Below are 17,880 nucleotides of genomic sequence, written 5' to 3' on the forward strand. Positions count from 1 at the left end.
GTTCTGCTGAGTTAATCAAGCATGACAGTAAAGGAAACTCTTTATCAGGTGCTGTTTTCAGGGTTATTGATGCTGACGGACAAACAGTCAAAGAAAATTTGGTTTCCGATAAAGAAGGTAAAGTTTTAATCAAAGACCTCGTACCAGGAAAATATTCCTTTGTTGAAACACAAGCACCAACTGGATATATTTTGAATACTTCTCAAGTTGATTTTACGATTTCAGGCAAAGAAGAAGGTCAACCCCATGTAGTTATTGCTTCAGATAATTTCATTAACTATCAAGGTTCTGCTAAATTAATTAAGGTCGATGAAAATGGTAAGACATTGTCGGGTGCGATTTTCAATGTTATTAATTCCGATACTCATGAAGTAGCTATTGAGGGAATAAAATCAGATGCGAATGGAGTAATTAAGGCAGATAATTTAAAACCAGGGAAATACAGTTTTGTTGAGACTAAGGCGCCAACTGGCTATCAGTTGAGTCAGGAAACGAAAACTTTTGAAATTACAGCAAAAGCGGAAAATCAACCTCAAGTAGTTAATAGTGGAAAGTTCATTAACAAAAAACTTCCATTGAACCCTAAAAAATCAGAATTACCTAAGACAGGAGAGCAACACAATACTTTAATCTCTTTAGTTGGTCTAATAATGATGATTTCTGCTTTACTTGTACTTTTTAAAAGACAAAAATCATAAAAATAAATAAAAAAACATGGCACTCGCCATGTTTTTTTATTTTCAGAAAGAGTTGCTGAACGATTCTTTAATATGTTTTTATGACTATGGAAAACTAGTTATAAAATCAAACTTTTAATTGTCGAAAACTAAGAAAATCAAAGAAAAAATAGAAAAAAAAGAGTTTAATTTGATTTTTTGTAATTTATTCTTAATATTTTTTGTAATTTATTCTTAATATTTTTTTTTTTTGAAATTTAAAATGGAAGTTGCAGGCCCAAATAATGATTAATGCAGATTTATCGAATACTCCATATCTTCAATTTATCAATATTCTTAGGCCTATAATGAAACGGTAATATATAAATTACATCGATAGCGTTAACAGTTCGACTGCTCTAGTAAAGAGCGAATAAGCTCACTTTTAATGACATAGTTGCTTTAGTTACCTAATATTAAAAAAAGTAAAATAAAAAATCACTGCTTTAGAGGGCGGTGATGTTTTATTTTAAGCATTCTTTGTATTTTATAACCATGTCGTTCCGAAAAATTAGTATTTTTCGGAATAACGTACAGTTTATTTGAGAAGAATATTACGAAAATATAATTATAGTAATATTATATCATAACTCTTTTTAAAATCAAGCCTTTGATTCTATAAATTTACTTAAAAATTACATTTCAACTGGAAAAATTAACTTTTTTAAACAAAATATAGTTAATTTTCTTTTTTTAGGATTTATAAAACAAACTAACATTACTATTATATTGGTGTTTTTTATCTTTTATAAAACAATAGACTTTATTCGGATATTGCTCTTGCTTAATTAATTTATTAATTTTTTGGAATACTTCAATAAAATTAATAAATTAATTAAAACTAAGTAAATGTTTTTTAACCATTCTTAGTTAATTTTATTATTTTAGCCTACTGATTGGTTAGTTTTGCAGATGAATAAGTACAAATTTTATTCATATTAAAAGATGTGTAGTTTAAAAACATATATCCGAAAAATACTAATTTTTCGGAGACTAGCAATAGAAAAAGCCCGAAATGCTCAATAATAAGTATAAAATATTGCGAAATAAAGTTCAAAAAAGGCTCTATATATAGTTAAATAAATTGGTTAAGGAGAGGCTATAAAATAAGGATAGTAATTTTAAAAAGAGAGAATTAAAGAACAAGAATTAAAGAAAACACTAAAAAATTAAGTAGTCAATGAGAGACATTTTCTTCTATTTGAATAGAATTTGTTACTCTAGCCAATTTTTCATCATACAAAAAAAGAGAAATTCAATTACAGCATATTGATTATGACTTTAGAATAATTTAGCAGTGACTTATCTTTCTTTAATAAGAAGAAGATAGAATCCTAGAATTAATGAATGATTTTTTCAATCTATCACTTCGGAGCAAAATAGAAATTAAATAAATTTGTCAAGAATGGAAATAAAATGATTGAAAAGAAGAATTCAGTTTCAAATATCATAGGTAAAGTCAGTTTAGTATTAGTGCTTGTCTTTAGCTTATTCTATTGTAGTAAAAGTATATATGCCTCATCTTCTAACTTTAATGTAAGCCCAGAAATACCTGAGAATCAAGTGGATAAAAATTTGGGATATTTTAATTTAGTAATGAGTCCAGAATCTCAGCAAACATTATCTTTTAAGGTAAATAATGCGACTTCTAAGTCCATAACGGTAGAGATGGCATTTGCCCACTCGACCACAAATGGAAATGGGCTTGCTATTTATGATTCATCTAAAGCAACAAAGGATAGTTCTCTAAAATATAATATTGAAGACTTTGTTGATATTCCTAAAAAAGAAGTAACGATTGCCGCACACGCTCAGGTAATAATGACTGCAAAGGTTAGCATGCCTAAAGGAATGGATACCGGTATTTTGGCAGGAGGTTTTTCCTTTAAGGAAAAAGAGGGAAATCAAGAATCAAGTTCATCAAAGGGTGTTTCCATCAAGAATGAATATAGATATGTGATTGCTCTTGTGACTCAACAAAATACCCAGAAAGTTTCTCCTCAACTTAGGCTTAATGAAGTCAAAGCTACACAAGTGAATTCGAGAAATGTATTTGCGGCAAACCTACAAAACATTTCCCCAACTTATCTTCAAGATATGAACGCGACAGCGACCGTCAAAGGAGTAACTAATTCAGAATTAAAATATAGCTTTGAAAATTCTGATATGAAAATGGCTCCGAACTCTAATTTTGATTTTGCGATTCCAGTTTCCATCAAAGGTAACATTGGCGATCAATCTTCTAAAGCACTAGAAGCTGGTAAATATCATCTTTCGATGACAGTTTATGGTGTGAAAAGTGCCACGGGAGCTTATGAGACAACTGTTAATGGTAAAAGTGTAAATTACGAATATAAATGGACTTTTGAAAAGGACTTTGAAATTGCAGGAGAAAAGGCCCAAAAACTCAATAATAGTGACCCAACGGTCCATTATAAAGAACCTATTAATTGGCTAATGATTATTGGTATTGCACTTATTCTAATTATTCTGCTATTGATATTCTTAATCTTTAGCTCCCGACGTAAAAAAGAGAATCATCAAAAATAGTGACAGTTAAAGTCAGTAAGAAAGGAAGAGAAAACTTTGAATAAAAGAAAAAAAACTTTGTTTATCTCTATGGGGCTCTTGATAGTGATTGCTTCTTATCCCCTCTCTGTTTCTGCTCAAGAAGAAAAGAATACTACGACGCGGGCAACAGTCGGCTTTACTGGTAGTTTGTCTTCTAAGGAGAAACCAGAAGTTGTCAATCCTCAAAATCCATCTACAGGCTCTGGAAATAAAGAACTTCCAAAAACAGGAGATAAAAAATCAGTTCCTATGGAATGGACTGGGATTGGCTTACTTAACCTTATTATTGGACTTGTTTATTTAAAAAGACGTAAATAAGTTCAATTAAACTTAACTCGATAATTAAAATAATTTAATTATATATATTTAACAACTCAAAGGAGAAACTAACATGAAAAAAGCAATTACTTTTTCAGCGGCAACTCTTGCCCTTCTTGTAGCCGGAGCTTCAGGAGCTTCAGCAGTATCAGCAGCATCAGTTAAAGCAGAACAATGGAATTCAACAGGAACGATCGGATTCACAGCCAATACAACAACACCACCAGATATCACTAACCCAGAAGTTCCTGGAGGAACTGGCCCTGGAGGTACACCAGGAGAACTTGCGATTGACTATGGTTCTGACTTAGCTTTTGGTAAACACGAAATTTCGGCTAAATCAGAAACTTACTTTGCGGATGCTGACACAACTGCCTTTAACGGTACACCTGTTGGAGCATTTGTTGAAATGCACGACCTTCGTGGTTTGGGAAGCGGAGATAAGAATGGGACACAATTAAATGTGACTCAATTGAAGCAATTTAACAATGGCAGTGCCGACCTTAAAGGAGCTACTTTGAGCTTCTCAGCAGGTACAGCTGCTAATGCTGGTGGAGGGGCTTATACTCCAACTGCTGAGGCTGGCTTCACATTGGATCCTGGTACTGCACAAAATGTAATGTCAACAGATGGTACCACAGGTACATATTTGACAAGCTATGGTAAAGCAGCAGACTATAAAGGTAATACTGCTGGAGGACCTATTTCTCTAAGCGTTCCTTCAGGATCAGCCTTAGCAGGGGACTTTTCTACAACTCTCCAATGGGATTTGATAACTGCGCCTTAATCTAGGAATAAAAAAGTTGTCTCTTCCAAAGTGAAGAAACAGCTTTTTTATCATTTTAAATAAGGTGGTTAACGAAAGTGAAAACAACAATGGGAAAAATAAAAAACTTACTTAAAAAATCTACAAATATTGGCGCAAGTGCCCTACTTTTGGTAAGTACCTTGTTGCCAATTTTAGCCCTACATGGAGAGACAACAGTGTCAGCAGCTAATGCGACGACTACTTTAAACCCTGGGGGAACCGTCGATACGGGAAATCATACGTGGACACTTGGCGACTTTCAGACACCTGGTAATTTTACACCTGTGGGAAAAAATACGAGTGGAGCAAGCTGGTCATCTATATCAACCTATGATTTTGGAACTAATCAGAGAGATACAGGTTCATGGCTCCCTTTTAATGGGGCAGTGGATATGACTCAACCGATCTCACTTGGTGGAAGTACTTATGCAAGCGCTGGTTGGTTTGGCACTGGTTCTGGTAGTCAATTGGGGGATGCAAATGGAGTTTTACTTACAAATTTGTCTTCTTCTCAACTTTCTGGTGGTTCAACTGGGGGGAATTTAGGGGTAGGTAATCTCGGTTCGGGAACTTATTTCATTGGAAATAACTACTCATATCGAAAGACTTCCATTCTTTTAGGAAGTGATTATAATACGGCAACCGTTATTGCTCAGGGTGATGATGCGGGCAAAAAGGTTCTTAATGCTAGTTCTGATTATACTGCAAAGAATAATTCTTCCAATGCCTTTGAAATGTATTGGACTAACCCTGTTTTAAATTCGGACGGAACAGTTACCGGAACGATGAAATACACTTCTCGAAATTCAAACACTGATTATGTTGCTTCTGCAAAACTGACCGTTCAAAAAAGTATGTCAATTGGATTTATGGCTGCAACCGGCGGGAACTACTCACAAATGACTGTTACAATTGGTTTAGTTGGTGCTGGGAAAGGAGTGCAACCAGTTAATGTTAACTATCTTAATAGTGCAACTGGTGGTCAGTTAGCTCCCAAAGGTAGTGCGTGGGAAAATTCTACAATCACTGCCAATGTAGGTGATAAGATTGGGGTGGTGCCTCAAGGTAATACGACAAATACCTCAGATAACTATGATTATTTTGCACCAGTAGCGCCAACAGGCTATACCTTTAAGTCAATTTCTTCGGCAGTTACTGTTCAAAATTTCCCTAGTGGAACGGCAAATCCTAACCAGATTAATGTTTCTTACACTCCTTTAGCGCAAACGGGTGGATTTACTTTTAATTATGATCCAACGGCTCAACGAACCCCTGCTGTTCCATCAAAACTGTCAGTATCAGGGGTTACAGACCAACTCTTTTCAGCTTCTTCCCTCAATGTTCAAAAGAATTTAACGGATAAAGTACCTGCTGGTTACTATATTTCTAAGATTACTTCGGCGAGTGGTAAAGCAACGTCAGGAGCGACAACGGATGCAACGATTAAAGCCTTTTTCGCCTTAAATCCAAGTTTTGATACAACGACCGCTAATAATCAATATCAGGTAACCTTGGCTCCTACTAATCAGTTGGGACAAGTAAGTTTTGATTATAATAACAGCGTTCCAACCAATCCTCCAGCATTACCTGATACTATTCAATTATCAGGTTTAACTGGTTCTGATTTGAGTTTTGTTATGCCAACTCTTGAACCAGGTTACGTTGTCAATGAAGTATTAGGGCCTGATAACAAAACTTATTCCTCTGTTACTGAAGCCTTAAAGGCAAATGACCACTTTACTACTGGTTCGAATAATTTTAAAGTGACCATTGCGGCAGAGAAGCAAACGGGAACAATAAGCTATAATTGGGCTTCAAATGTTCCCGGACAAAATGGGGTAGCAGGTGAGCTTCAGGCTACTTTGCCTTCTTCATCTAGTATTTGGGGCTATGGTGGAGAGCAGCTTAGTTTTACACCAAATATTCCTAAGGGGTACGCTATTGATAAAGTAGTCGCACCAGATGGGAAAACCTATGTAGATGGTAGTATTCAAGGAATGACAGCTCTTGAAGCAGCACAAGCAGCAAACCCTAGATTTATTGTTGGAGCAAATAACTTTGCGATAACTTTAAGAGCTCTATCAAAAGATATCACATTACAGGTAAACATTGATCAAAGTTCAGTTAATGGAGCTCCAACGGCACCTCAACCCTATACTATTGCTACAGTATTGACAGGAGCTCCTATTGATGCAACTTCAATTGATAAAGCACAAAATTGGTTAAATGATTGGATTACAAATAATGCTTCAGGTTGGTCTATCAAAGATTTTTTGAGTCCTTATCAAGTAAACTATGGTAGCTTGAAAGATGCCGTAGCGGGAGCGGGTGGAGTTGCATTTTCTGAAGTCAATATTTATCAAGCTAACCTAGTTTATAATGGTAAAATTGGCTTTAGTTCTGTTCCAACAAAAATTGATTTTGGTGAAAATACGATTTCTTCAGTAGAAAAGAGTTATCAAGGTGTGTTGGATAATTCAGTTGTAGTGTCAGATACTAGAGCAAGTAGTTTGGTAACGCCATGGACAGTCAGTGTAGCTCAAACTTCACCAATTCAAGAAGTGATGAGTGATACTGGAGCTCCAGTAATGGGTGGAATTTCATTCATGAATTATCTTTCATATGATGGTCAAGTACTCACTAGTAATCCACAAATTATTCATTCTACGACTTCAGGTAAAACTGGAGATACAGTAGTTATAGACGGAAAATCGCCAAGTCTCTTTACGTTAAGAGTTCCTATCGGTTTCCAAAAAGCGGATGCTAATTTTAAAGGAACGCTATCTTGGACGCTCACAAGTGCTCCATAAGAAAAGGTGATTATCAATAAATGAATCTGAGAAATTTTTGACTAATTTAATTGATAATACAATGAGGTAAATATTCGGGAGATAATTAAGGAAAGAGTACACGACTAATGGTGTATTGATGGATAAGAAAATGGAAAATATATTTTATCAACGTTTGAGAGCATTAACTCATAATTCTGGTAAATCATTTAATCAGATTGAGAGAGACTTAGGCTACACTAGGAATGCTCTTGCGAATTATAAAAATGGAGGGATGCCTTCTGGTGTAAGATTAATGGAGCTGGCAGACTATTTTAAAGTTCTACCAGAGTATTTGATTGGGAAAATTCCTTTTAAAGATGTAGAGAATATTGAGACTACATTTACGTCTCTGAACAATACACAAAAAATGGAAATGTACCTTCTGAGCCAGAAATGGGTATTATCCCGAGTAAAAGATGATTCATATTGAGTTGTTTAATAAGTTAAATAAAAAAACACTACCAGACTTTTTATTTGTTTGGTAGTGTTTTTTATATTACTTTAGTGAATTATGGTAGGGTTTACAATTAGAACTCTATCTTAAAGACTTTCTGTATCCAGCGGCGATGGCTTTTACAAAAATAACTCAGCCATAAAAGGTTGAGTTATTTTGAATAATGCCGAGTGCAGGAATCGAACCTGTGACCCCTTCGTTACGAGTGAAGTGCTCTACCGACTGAGCTAACTCGGCACAAAATGAAAGTGGTTACCCACTTTTATTATAATACAACTTTTTAAACCTATTTTCAAGAACTAGAAGTCTTTGGCATTGGGTTGATTGTAGCCGTAACGCTCACAGAAATCTTCTCGGAATTCCAGAAGGTTGTCATCCATAATGGCCCCGCGAACGTCTTTCATTAGATTTACGAGGAAGTGAAGATTGTGGTATGAACAAAGACGAAGACCAAAAGTTTCATCGGCTTTGATTAAATGACGAAGGTAGGCGCGTGTATAGTTAGTACATGTGTAGCAATCGCACATTGGGTCAAGTGGAGTAAAATCGTGTTCGTATTTAGCATTACGAATGTTAACTCGACCGAAATGAGTCATCAGAGTTCCATTACGAGCAATTCGTGTAGGAAGAACGCAGTCAAACATATCAACTCCACGAATAACGCCATCAATCAAGCTGTCTGGTGCACCAACACCCATTAAATAGCGGGGTTTGTCTTCTGGAAGCATTGGTGTTGTAAAGTCAAGGACAGCATTCATTTCTTTATGAGATTCACCAACGGCAAGACCACCGATAGAATAACCAGCGAAATCCATTGAAGTCAAGTCTCTAGCTGATTGACGACGTAAATCTTCAAAACCAGCTCCTTGAACAATTCCGAAAAGTCCTTGGTCATTTGGACGACGATGAGCATTGAGACCACGCTCAGCCCAACGGGAAGTTCTTTCAACAGAGGCTTTGACATAGTCATAGGGTTGATAGAAAGGTGGACATTCGTCAAAGGACATCATGATGTCAGAGCCAAGATTATTTTGAATGCTTATTGCTTTTTCGGGGTTAAGAAAAAGTTCACGTCCGTCCAAATGGCTCTTGAACTTAACGCCTTCTTCTGTGATATTTTTTTTGTTTTGAACTAGGCTGTAAACCTGGAAACCACCACTATCAGTCAGGATAGGTTGATCCCAATTCATAAATTTGTGAAGACCGCCAGCTTCAGCGACAAGTTCATCTCCGGGTCGTAACCAGAGGTGGTAAGTGTTTGAGAGAATAATCCCTGAGCCTAATGTTTTGAGTTCTTCTGGGCTCATTGTTTTAACGGTAGCTTGAGTACCTACGGGCATAAACATTGGAGTTGGGAAGGTACCATGCGGTGTGATGATTTCTCCTAATCTTGCTCCTGTATGTTTTTCTTTTTTTATTAATCTGTATTTTATTGCGTGTTCTGTCATAAGATTCCTTTATTTACTCGTAGAATCGAGTCTTCTTGTAGCTTAAAAAGCAAGCACTTATAAGTATAACAAAAATTAAACGCTTTTTATAGATGATTTTTTGAAAATCGGGCGAAAGTCTTAGAGATTTTGCCTATTTATTGGTATAATTAAGTAAATATAATGTAAGACAAATTATTGGGAGGTATTTTATGTCAAGATGGGAATTGAAAAATCAATCCAAAGGAGCTTTAAAAGATAATTTTGGTTCAAAAATGTTACTCTTTATTATTCCAATTATTGCCGGGATTTTAGGTGGAGGAAATGGTGTAAAGCAGTCCATGGACTACAATACTTCTAATTTTGATAGTATTCCAGGTAGTGTTTGGATGGTGATTAGCTTTGCGACTTTGCTTATTGCTATTTTAATGATTGTTGTAGCCTTGTTTGTTTCGGTAGTAACAGTTGGGGCAATTTTTAACTATATCAAAATTTTCCGTGGTGAACGAAATAATCCACAATTTAAAAATGTTTTTGGACCTTTCTATGATGGTTCAGCTGGCAAAATTATTCTTTTAAGTATTGTCAAAGGGGTGATTTTTGTTGCCTTGATGTTTATCCCAGTGATTGGTTGGGCATTTGCAATTTATTTGGGACTTGGTTGGTCACAAGCAACTTATGTTTTGTTTGATCAGTTAGAAGAAGGGCGTTACAGCGGTGTTATGGGCGTTCTTAGCGAATCAGCAACAATGATGAAAGGTTTGCGTGGAAATTACTTCATTTTCAAATTGAGTTTCTTCTGGTGGTATGTTCTTTATGGTATCTCAGGTGGTTTAGCAGGATTCTGGACTACTCCTTACCTCAACATGGCTTCAATTGCTTATTACGAAAATATTGGTAAATAATAAAAAAGCTGTCAGTAATTTTGACAGCTTTTTTATTTACTGACAGAACAATCAGTAGCTTAATTTTCACGTTTAGCATGACGTCCATGAACGAAATGGTAAATGACAGCAATTAGAAGTGCAAGAATTGCTGATGCAAAATAGAGATTACGATAGCCTAATAGAGGCATAAACATTCCTAAAATAAATGGTCCAAAACCGACACCCATATCCATAAAGCCAAAGAAAGTAGAAGTTGTGATTCCTAAACGATGAGCTTCTGAATTACGGATGGCAATTGCTTGTCCAAAAGGCGAAAATGAGCCGTAGCCTAAACCGATAAATATAGCAGCAAGGAGCAACATCCAACCAGAATGAGCAAAACCAATCAGTAAAAGGCCAAGTGCAAAGAAGAGGTAGGTTGGATACATTACAAAGTTATCACCAAAGCCGTCAAAGACACGACCAGTAATTGGACGAGAAAGAAGGACAGTAATGGCATAAACTAAGAAGAAAAATGAGGCAGCCTCTGAAAGATGAATATTACGAGCGTAAGCATCCATAAATGACAGAATACTTGAGTATGAAATACCTATGAGAAAGGCAATTAATGAAATTGGTAAAGCTTCTTTTTCAAAGTAATTTGACCAAGCGAATTTTTTATGCACTTTATTATCGACAGAATTAGAGCTGTCAGTAGTTTTTTCAGCATGTATGAAGAAAATTCCGACTAAGGCAATAAATAAAAGTAAGGCAGAAAGCCAAATTAATGAATAAAAACCTGATGTCCGGTAAAGAAACATTGATAAAAAGGGACCAACTGCTGACGATAATGTGACAGAAAGCGCATAATAACCAATTCCTTCACCACGTCTTGAAGAAGGAACAATGGCACCAGCCAAAGTTCCAGAAGCTGTTGCAGCAATACCAAATCCAAGTCCCTGTACAAGACGTAAAATTAAAAGTAGAACGACACTATGCACAAAGAAATAAGCAAAGGTAAGCAAGAAATAAATGAGTGTTCCTATGTACAAAAGTTTTTTTGCACCAAGGCGTTTCATATTATTTCCAGCCCAAAGTCGAGCAATAAATCCGCCGACAATAAAAATTCCAGATAAAATACCAGCGATACTAGCAGAAGCGTGATAACGTTCCATAGCCATTGTACCAATAACAACAGTAGGGAGATAAAAAACAAGATAAAAAATAAAATTAAGTAACATATTAACAACGAAAGTTGTTGTCCAAAGTTTTTCTTTCATAAAGTTCCTTTCTTTGAGAAAAATTTATGAATGCGTAAACATCCGCCTAAAAAACAGATAAAACTCCCGCTTTTTAGACGAGAGTTTTGTGTTTGCGTAATTCAACTTTATTATTGTATCAAAAAAAATCGATAAAATGTTGCCGGGGAAACGTAATAGTCTATAAAATAACTTTTGTAGTCATTTTTTCCCTAAGCCTGAATAGGCATATTCAATTTTAATACAGCGATTCATCACAATTTTATTTCTTCCTGCTTCTCGAAGAATTTCTTCAGCTTCTTGAGATTGTAAGCCCAATTGCGCCCAGAAAATATCGGCGTCAGTTTCAATGAAGTCACGAGCAACATCCGCCAAAAACTCACTTCGACGAAAGATATCAACGATATCAATGTGAAAAGGAACTTCTTTGATAGAAGCGTAGACTTTTTCACCTAGTAATTCACGGCCAGCAAGTCTTGGATTGACTGGAATAACATGGTAGCCATTTTGTTGTAATCCTTGAGCAATTAAAAAAGATGAACGGTCTGTTTTATCGCTAATCCCAACGACAGCGATGGTTTTTGCATTTTTGAGATAATCAAACATTACCTCTTGTTCTGGATTTTCAAATTCGTACATTAGATTTCCTCCTCCTGCTTTGTTTTTATTATACAATATTAAGGGAAGTGGTGTGGTTTAAAAGCTTCTTTAAAATGATTATAAAAATTTTTCAGAATTGTAAAATCCTTGAAATTTTTTGCTATAATTAAGCTATGAATAAGAAACAAATAAAAACACTAACAAGCGTCATTGTAGTCATTATTGCACTGGTTGTAGGATATTTTGGTTCGGGACGTCTGCATTTGGGACAAGGAAATAGTTCGGCTACTGATAATAGTAGCCAAGTTTCCACAAAATCACTGGCAAGTTCGGTTAAACAAGCTCCTTTAACTTTTAAAAATCAAAGACAAATGGTCATGGCCAATACTGATGCTTTAGGTCGTGCGGTTGATTCACATATTCAATTGAATGATTCTCAAGAACCTAAAGTCAAACGTGAACCCTTGACCTATAATCCGGTTGGTTGGCATAATTATAATTTTTATTATAAAAAATCAGATGGTTCGATTGGTAAAATGTGGCTAATGGCTCGTGGCCATTTGGTGGGTTATCAATTTTCAGGTCTAAATAATGAAGCAAGAAATTTAGTGCCAGAAACGGCTTGGTTCAATGGTGGAAATTTCACTGGAACCAATGATGGAAATACAGCCAGCATGCTTTATTACGAAAATCGTTTGGACAGTTGGCTTGCAAATCATCCCAATTATTATTTAGATTACCAAGTGACCCCTCTCTACGAAGGAAATGAACTTTTGCCTCGACAAATTCGTTTGGCTTATGTTGGAATTGATAAAAATGGTCAAACCTTGTCTATCAAACTCGGTGGTGGTCGTGAAAAGTCAGGAAATGGTGGAGCAACTGTCGTTGTTCTTGACAATGTCGCTCCAAATGCAAAAATTAATTATGCTGACGGGACCGCAGTTAACACAGTCAGCCCTAAATAGTTACTGACAGACTGTTCTGTCAGTAAAATAAAGCTCTGTCAGTAAAAAAATGCTTGAAAAATCAGTCAAAAGACTGAGAATTCGGGCTTTTTTTCTTGCTATAATTAATATATAAATACAAATTCATGAGTGATTAGAATTTGTTAATTATCGGAGGAAAGAGAATGTTTTTACTACTTATACTATTTTTAGCTATGTTACTTTTTATAAAAGGATTCTTTAAAATTGTTTTACCTGCTTTGATTATATTAATGATTTTGAAATTTTTGTTCGGTGGTTTAATGCTCTTACTTAGTCCGCATTTTTGGGGGACTTTGCTCGTAATTAGCATTATTGTATGGCTTGTGAGAGCCAGTCGTAGTCGTTACTACTAAAAGGAGAAAAAATGTTTGTAGGATTTTTATCAGGTTTGATTGTAATGGGGGCTTTGCTTTCAATTTTGTTAGTGCTTTTGGGAGTGATGGCATTGAGAGTATTTGTACGCTATATCTTGCCCATTTTACTTATTTTACTGATTATTCGTTTGATTATTTCAGGGATTGTACTTTTGTTTAACCCACACTTTTGGTTATTCATTGCGGTTGTCGCTTTAGTCCTTTGGATTCTTGGTAAAATTAGGAATTAAGTAGTTTATAAATAATATTAACTTATAGAGATTACTGCCCTTTTTGTCAGTAATTTTTTGCTTATAATTTTATAATCATTTTTAACTTTATTGAGTGTTTTCCAAAAATTTGGTATAATTTTTTTACAACTGTGTATTTGAAACAAGCATTTTGTTTATAAAAAAGATTTCCGCTAAGGAAACATCGGAGGACGTCATGTCAAATGAATACAGATCCCGCTCGTCACGTCATGAGCGGAGAAGCTCTCGTTGGGCAAATAAAGATTCTGATGTCGTGGAAGCGGCAGCGAATCAAGCAATCAGGCATTTAGAAGAAGAACCAGAAGGTCGAAACGTCGAACGAACTTCAAGACAAAAATTGACACATGAAAAAACACTCAGAATTCCTTTAGCAGTCTATGGATTACTTACGGGTCTGTCAGTGCTTTTAGCATTAACTTTTTATGCATTTCCTTTGTGGAAACCAGTAGCCACAGCCAGCCAATCACAAAACCTTTATTCTGGATTTGCGATGCATCATGGTTTAGTTCCTTTTAATGATTTTTATGGGACAGGTGGTACGGTTTTTTATCTCATTAATTGGTTAGGGAATATTGGTGGGACGACTTGGCTTTTATGGCTTTTTGAAATTATTGCTTTACTAATCAGTGGAATTTTAGTTTACCGCTTAGTGGGTCAACAAACGAAAAATCAAACAGCATCACTAACTGTATCGGTTTTTACCTTAGTTATTATTGCAGGTTTGGCAAGAGGAGGAGATAGTCCAACGCTCTTTGCTCTTCCTTTTGCCTTATGGGCGGCACGATTTTTGAGTTCTTATTTCCAAGATAGTTCTACAGATAGGGGATTTATTCGATTTGGAATGGCAGCTGCCTTTGCCTTAGTCATTTCTCCTGTCATGTCAGTTTTCTTTATTTTATCTGCTATCGCTCTCATTATTCATAATGTTGGTAGCCGTAAAATTGGACGTGGTTTTTACCAAATGCTGGCAACAATTTTGGGAGTTCTTTTAGTAGGTTACTCAGTCGCTTATTATTCTCTTGAAGAACAAACAATCTATACTTCTATTGAACAATCTATTTTAATTCCCTTTACACATTTTGGTCCAAGTGGTGATTTATTATTAACTCTTGCTAAAGCCTTAGTTCTCACTCTTATTTTTGGAATTGTTGCAGGTTTCGTCCAAGGAATTGTACAACTCAAAAAGGGTGGACCAGCCAGAGTTTGGTACGTCATGATGCTTATTGGAATTGTTGGATTGACAACAATGATTGTTTTTGCTCAGACTTTTGATAGTTCTAATCTTTTGGCTGTCCTGCCATTTACAATAGTTTTTGCAGGTCTTGGGTTGACAGATAGCGATCAAATTTTGTTGAAATATCTGCAAAATCGTTTATTTGCTCCGATTTTGGCAATACTTTTTGTCATTTTTACACCAATTAGTTATCATTTCATGAACCGAACAATTGCTTCAGAAGAGCAAAGTGTGGCACAATATATTAAGGCAAATGCCACAGGTTCTGACCGAGTTTATGTTGTCGCTGATGGTAAAAATATTAACAATTTGACCAAAACAATTTCAACTTTAGATAATGTTCCAGCAAATTATCCAATTAAATTTACCCAAAGTTATGATTTGAAAGTGGGTAAATTATCAGATAAATTCGTTGTTTTACAGGCCAGTGAGAAAGCTCCGACTAGTTTGAAAAAAGTTTTAGATAAAGACTATAAAGTGACTAACTATGCTGGAAAATATTTCCAAGTCTATAAAAAGAAATAAACTAGTGTTACCAGAATTTGTTTGTAAGTTTTGAAAATCAAAACTTCATAATATTACGGAGGTCAATAATGAGAAAATTTGAAAAATCGCATAAACTTGATAATGTCAGCTATGATATTCGTGGTCCAGTATTGGATGAAGCACAAAGAATGCGAGCCAATGGTGAAAAAATTCTTCGATTGAATACAGGAAATCCAGCTGAATTTGGCTTTCTTGCTCCTGATGAAGTCATTAGTGACTTGATTCAACATGCTGTGGATAGCGAAGGATATTCAGATTCTAAAGGGATTTTCTCGGCTCGTAAAGCGATTATGCAATACTGTCAGCTCAAGGGTTTTCCTAATCTTGATATCAATGATATTTTCACAGGTAATGGGGTTTCTGAATTGATTGTTATGGCCATGCAGGGACTTTTGGACACAGGGGATGAGGTTTTGATTCCTATGCCTGATTATCCACTTTGGACGGCTTCTGTCAGCTTAGCTGGAGGAACAGCTGTTCATTACCTCTGTGATGAACAGGCTGGTTGGTTCCCTGACATTGATGATATTCGCTCAAAAATCACAAGTAATACAAAAGCCATTGTTTTGATTAATCCTAATAATCCAACGGGTGCGCTGTATTCTAAAGATTTATTGCTTGAAATTGTTCAAGTGGCTAGAGAAAATAATTTAATTATTTTCTCTGACGAAATTTATGACCGATTGGTTATGGATGGAGCAGTTCATGTTCCGATTGCTAGCTTGGCACCAGATCTTTTTGTGGTCACAATGAATGGCCTCTCAAAATCACACCGCATTGCGGGATTCCGCGTGGGGTGGATGGTTCTGTCAGGTGAAAAATCACATGTCAAGGGTTATATTGAAGGTTTGAATATGCTGGCTTCAATGCGACTTTGTTCCAATGTTTTAGCTCAATCAGTCGTACAAACTTCACTTGGTGGCACTCAATCGGTTGATAAATTGCTGTTGCCGGGTGGACGAGTTTATGAACAAAGAGAATTCATTTATAAAGCCATCAATGATATTCCAGGATTATCTGCGGTCAAACCTCAAGCAGCTTTCTATATTTTCCCTAAAATTGACAGAGAAATGTATAAAATTGATAATGATGAACAATTTGTCTTGGACTTTTTGAAGCAGGAAAAAATCCTGCTTGTTCATGGTCGAGGATTTAATTGGAAAGAGCCAGACCATTTCCGAATTGTTTATCTGCCTCGTGTGGACGAATTAGCGGAAATACAAGAAAAAATGGAACGTTTCCTTTGGCAATATCGTAAATAATAAATAGAAAAAGATGTATGAATAATTCGTATATCTTTTTTTGTTGAGAGTAATTTTCTGACAATTTTTATTGTTTTTCATGCTTTTTTATGTTATACTGATTATGAAAAATTTTGTATAAAAACAAGAATATAAAAAAATAGGAGAACAAAGTGGCTACATTACTTGAAAAAACACGTAAAATCACCGCGATTTTGCAAGATGGAGTGACCGATTTGCAACAAGAGTTGCCATATAACAGTATGACTGAACGCTTGGCAAACGTCATTGATTGCAATGCATGTGTGATTAATACGAAGGGCGAGTTGCTTGGTTACTCATTGCCTTATAATACAAACAATGACCGTGTTGACCAATTTTTCTATGATCGTAAATTGCCTGATGAATATGTTCGTGCGGCAGTACGTATCTACGATACAATGGCAAACGTTCCTGTTGACCGCCCATTAGCAATCTTCCCAGAAGAAAGCCTTGGCGATTTTCCAAAAGGTGTGACAACTTTAGCACCTATTTATGGTTCAGGAATGCGTTTGGGAACATTTATCATGTGGCGTGAAGACGGCGAATTCACTGATGATGATTTGGTCTTAGTTGAACTTGCAACAACAGTAATTGGTGTTCAACTCTCAAATCTTAAACTTGAACAAATGGAAGAAAATATCCGTAAAGACACCATGGCAACTATGGCTGTTAACACACTTTCATATTCAGAAATGAAAGCTGTTAAAGCAATCATTGAAGAGCTTGATGGTGAAGAAGGGCATGTTATTGCTTCTGTCATTGCTGACAAGATTGGGATTACACGTTCAGTCATCGTTAACGCTTTGCGTAAACTCGAATCTGCTGGTGTAATTGAATCACGTTCACTTGGTATGAAAGGAACTTATCTTAAAGTTCTTAATACTGGTTTATTTGATAAACTTGCAGGACGTAATTTCTAAAAGCCAGGGTCTTAACGCTTTGCCCTTTTATCATTCGCTTTAGCGGATAGATAAAATGGACAGCGTAGTGCGAAGCACGTAGGTAGCGCTTAGACTTCGGCTTCACAAAAAGCTCCTATCGCAGATGGGAGCTTTTCGTGCTTTATAAGAGTTTCAAACAAATTTTTATTAGTTTAGAACGTGAAAGTTACTAGCGAATTCATGTTAGCGCTTTGCCCTTTTATCATTCGCTTGCGACTCTCGTTGGTGCTTTATAAGTCTTTTAATCAAAATGCTATCAGGTTAGGTCAGAAGGTTGAACTTGCTGACAGAAGCCAAATACATGGTTATAGCATTATATTTAATTTCACAAACAGCTCCTATCTCAGATGGGAGTTATTTGTGTCTTATAAAGATTATCGATTACAGATTTATAATTACTGACGAAATTATCTGT

The 17,880-nt window shown here is 35.7% G+C and carries 16 protein-coding genes and 1 tRNA gene; 13 read left to right on the forward strand and 4 right to left on the reverse strand.

Going from position 1 to position 17,880, the window contains the following annotated elements; all coding sequences use genetic code 11:
* Window positions 1-14: 14 nt before the first annotated feature.
* The 6 genes from LDP15_RS08295 to LDP15_RS08320 all read left to right on the forward strand — a co-directional run bounded on the left by LDP15_RS08295 (window position 15) and on the right by LDP15_RS08320 (window position 7,674).
* A complete protein-coding gene (locus LDP15_RS08295) occupies window positions 15-698 on the forward strand; it encodes a SpaA isopeptide-forming pilin-related protein (protein WP_225513396.1) in 684 nt (227 codons plus the stop codon).
* A gap of 1,434 nt (window positions 699-2,132) precedes the next feature.
* Window positions 2,133-3,266, forward strand: coding sequence for a DUF916 and DUF3324 domain-containing protein (locus LDP15_RS08300; RefSeq protein WP_015425667.1), 1,134 nt, complete (start codon window positions 2,133-2,135; stop codon window positions 3,264-3,266).
* A 36-nt stretch (window positions 3,267-3,302) separates the two neighbouring features.
* Window positions 3,303-3,605, forward strand: a complete 303-nt coding sequence (locus LDP15_RS08305) for an LPXTG cell wall anchor domain-containing protein (RefSeq protein WP_042229983.1) — start codon at window positions 3,303-3,305, stop codon at window positions 3,603-3,605.
* Between the two features lie 73 nt (window positions 3,606-3,678).
* Window positions 3,679-4,392 (forward strand): WxL domain-containing protein, encoded by a 714-nt coding sequence (locus LDP15_RS08310; protein ID WP_225513360.1) that lies wholly within the window; start codon window positions 3,679-3,681, stop codon window positions 4,390-4,392.
* Between the two features lie 77 nt (window positions 4,393-4,469).
* Window positions 4,470-7,223 (forward strand): hypothetical protein, encoded by a 2,754-nt coding sequence (locus tag LDP15_RS08315; RefSeq protein WP_015425670.1) that lies wholly within the window; start codon window positions 4,470-4,472, stop codon window positions 7,221-7,223.
* 130 nt (window positions 7,224-7,353) lie between these two features.
* Window positions 7,354-7,674 (forward strand): helix-turn-helix transcriptional regulator, encoded by a 321-nt coding sequence (locus tag LDP15_RS08320; protein WP_031287883.1) that lies wholly within the window; start codon window positions 7,354-7,356, stop codon window positions 7,672-7,674.
* A gap of 188 nt (window positions 7,675-7,862) precedes the next feature.
* Here the strand turns inward: LDP15_RS08320 and LDP15_RS08325 are convergent.
* Window positions 7,863-7,935, reverse strand: a tRNA-Thr gene (locus LDP15_RS08325).
* Between the two features lie 62 nt (window positions 7,936-7,997).
* Window positions 7,998-9,146, reverse strand: coding sequence for a tRNA guanosine(34) transglycosylase Tgt (gene tgt, locus LDP15_RS08330; protein WP_003129711.1), 1,149 nt, complete (start codon window positions 9,144-9,146; stop codon window positions 7,998-8,000).
* 191 nt (window positions 9,147-9,337) lie between these two features.
* On the opposite strand from tgt, the gene LDP15_RS08335 reads away from it, so the two are divergent.
* Window positions 9,338-10,030: a DUF975 family protein gene (locus LDP15_RS08335; protein WP_225513361.1), complete on the forward strand. Its 693-nt coding sequence runs from the start codon at window positions 9,338-9,340 to the stop codon at window positions 10,028-10,030.
* A gap of 59 nt (window positions 10,031-10,089) precedes the next feature.
* On the opposite strand, the gene LDP15_RS08340 is transcribed toward LDP15_RS08335, so the two are convergent.
* Together LDP15_RS08340 and LDP15_RS08345 are read right to left on the reverse strand one after the other, a co-directional pair.
* A complete protein-coding gene (locus tag LDP15_RS08340; protein WP_015425672.1) occupies window positions 10,090-11,271 on the reverse strand; it encodes an MFS transporter in 1,182 nt (393 codons plus the stop codon).
* A gap of 180 nt (window positions 11,272-11,451) precedes the next feature.
* Window positions 11,452-11,889, reverse strand: a complete 438-nt coding sequence (locus LDP15_RS08345) for a CoA-binding protein (RefSeq protein WP_015425673.1) — start codon at window positions 11,887-11,889, stop codon at window positions 11,452-11,454.
* A 134-nt stretch (window positions 11,890-12,023) separates the two neighbouring features.
* Here LDP15_RS08345 and LDP15_RS08350 point away from each other — a divergent pair, with 134 nt between their 5' ends.
* From LDP15_RS08350 to codY, 6 genes are all read left to right on the forward strand, one after another.
* The gene (locus LDP15_RS08350; protein WP_015425674.1) at window positions 12,024-12,815 is read left to right on the forward strand and encodes a DNA/RNA non-specific endonuclease; all 792 of its coding nucleotides are present in this window, start codon (window positions 12,024-12,026) and stop codon (window positions 12,813-12,815) included.
* A 164-nt stretch (window positions 12,816-12,979) separates the two neighbouring features.
* On the forward strand, window positions 12,980-13,189 hold the full coding sequence (locus tag LDP15_RS08355; RefSeq protein ID WP_010905160.1) for a hypothetical protein: 210 nt from the start codon (window positions 12,980-12,982) through the stop codon (window positions 13,187-13,189).
* Window positions 13,190-13,200: 11 nt separating this feature from the next.
* Window positions 13,201-13,440 carry a hypothetical protein gene (locus tag LDP15_RS08360; protein WP_010905161.1) on the forward strand — a complete coding sequence of 80 codons (240 nt, stop codon included), beginning with the start codon at window positions 13,201-13,203 and terminating at the stop codon, window positions 13,438-13,440.
* A gap of 196 nt (window positions 13,441-13,636) precedes the next feature.
* Window positions 13,637-15,220, forward strand: coding sequence for an APC family permease (locus tag LDP15_RS08365; RefSeq protein ID WP_015425675.1), 1,584 nt, complete (start codon window positions 13,637-13,639; stop codon window positions 15,218-15,220).
* A 68-nt stretch (window positions 15,221-15,288) separates the two neighbouring features.
* Window positions 15,289-16,503 carry a pyridoxal phosphate-dependent aminotransferase gene (locus LDP15_RS08370; RefSeq protein WP_003129721.1) on the forward strand — a complete coding sequence of 405 codons (1,215 nt, stop codon included), beginning with the start codon at window positions 15,289-15,291 and terminating at the stop codon, window positions 16,501-16,503.
* A gap of 152 nt (window positions 16,504-16,655) precedes the next feature.
* Entirely contained in the window at window positions 16,656-17,444 is a 789-nt protein-coding gene (gene codY, locus LDP15_RS08375) for a GTP-sensing pleiotropic transcriptional regulator CodY (protein ID WP_003129722.1), read from the forward strand.
* Window positions 17,445-17,880 lie beyond the last annotated feature (436 nt).

This window comes from Lactococcus sp. SK2-659, assembly GCF_020218185.2.
Lineage (GTDB): Bacteria > Bacillota > Bacilli > Lactobacillales > Streptococcaceae > Lactococcus > Lactococcus lactis.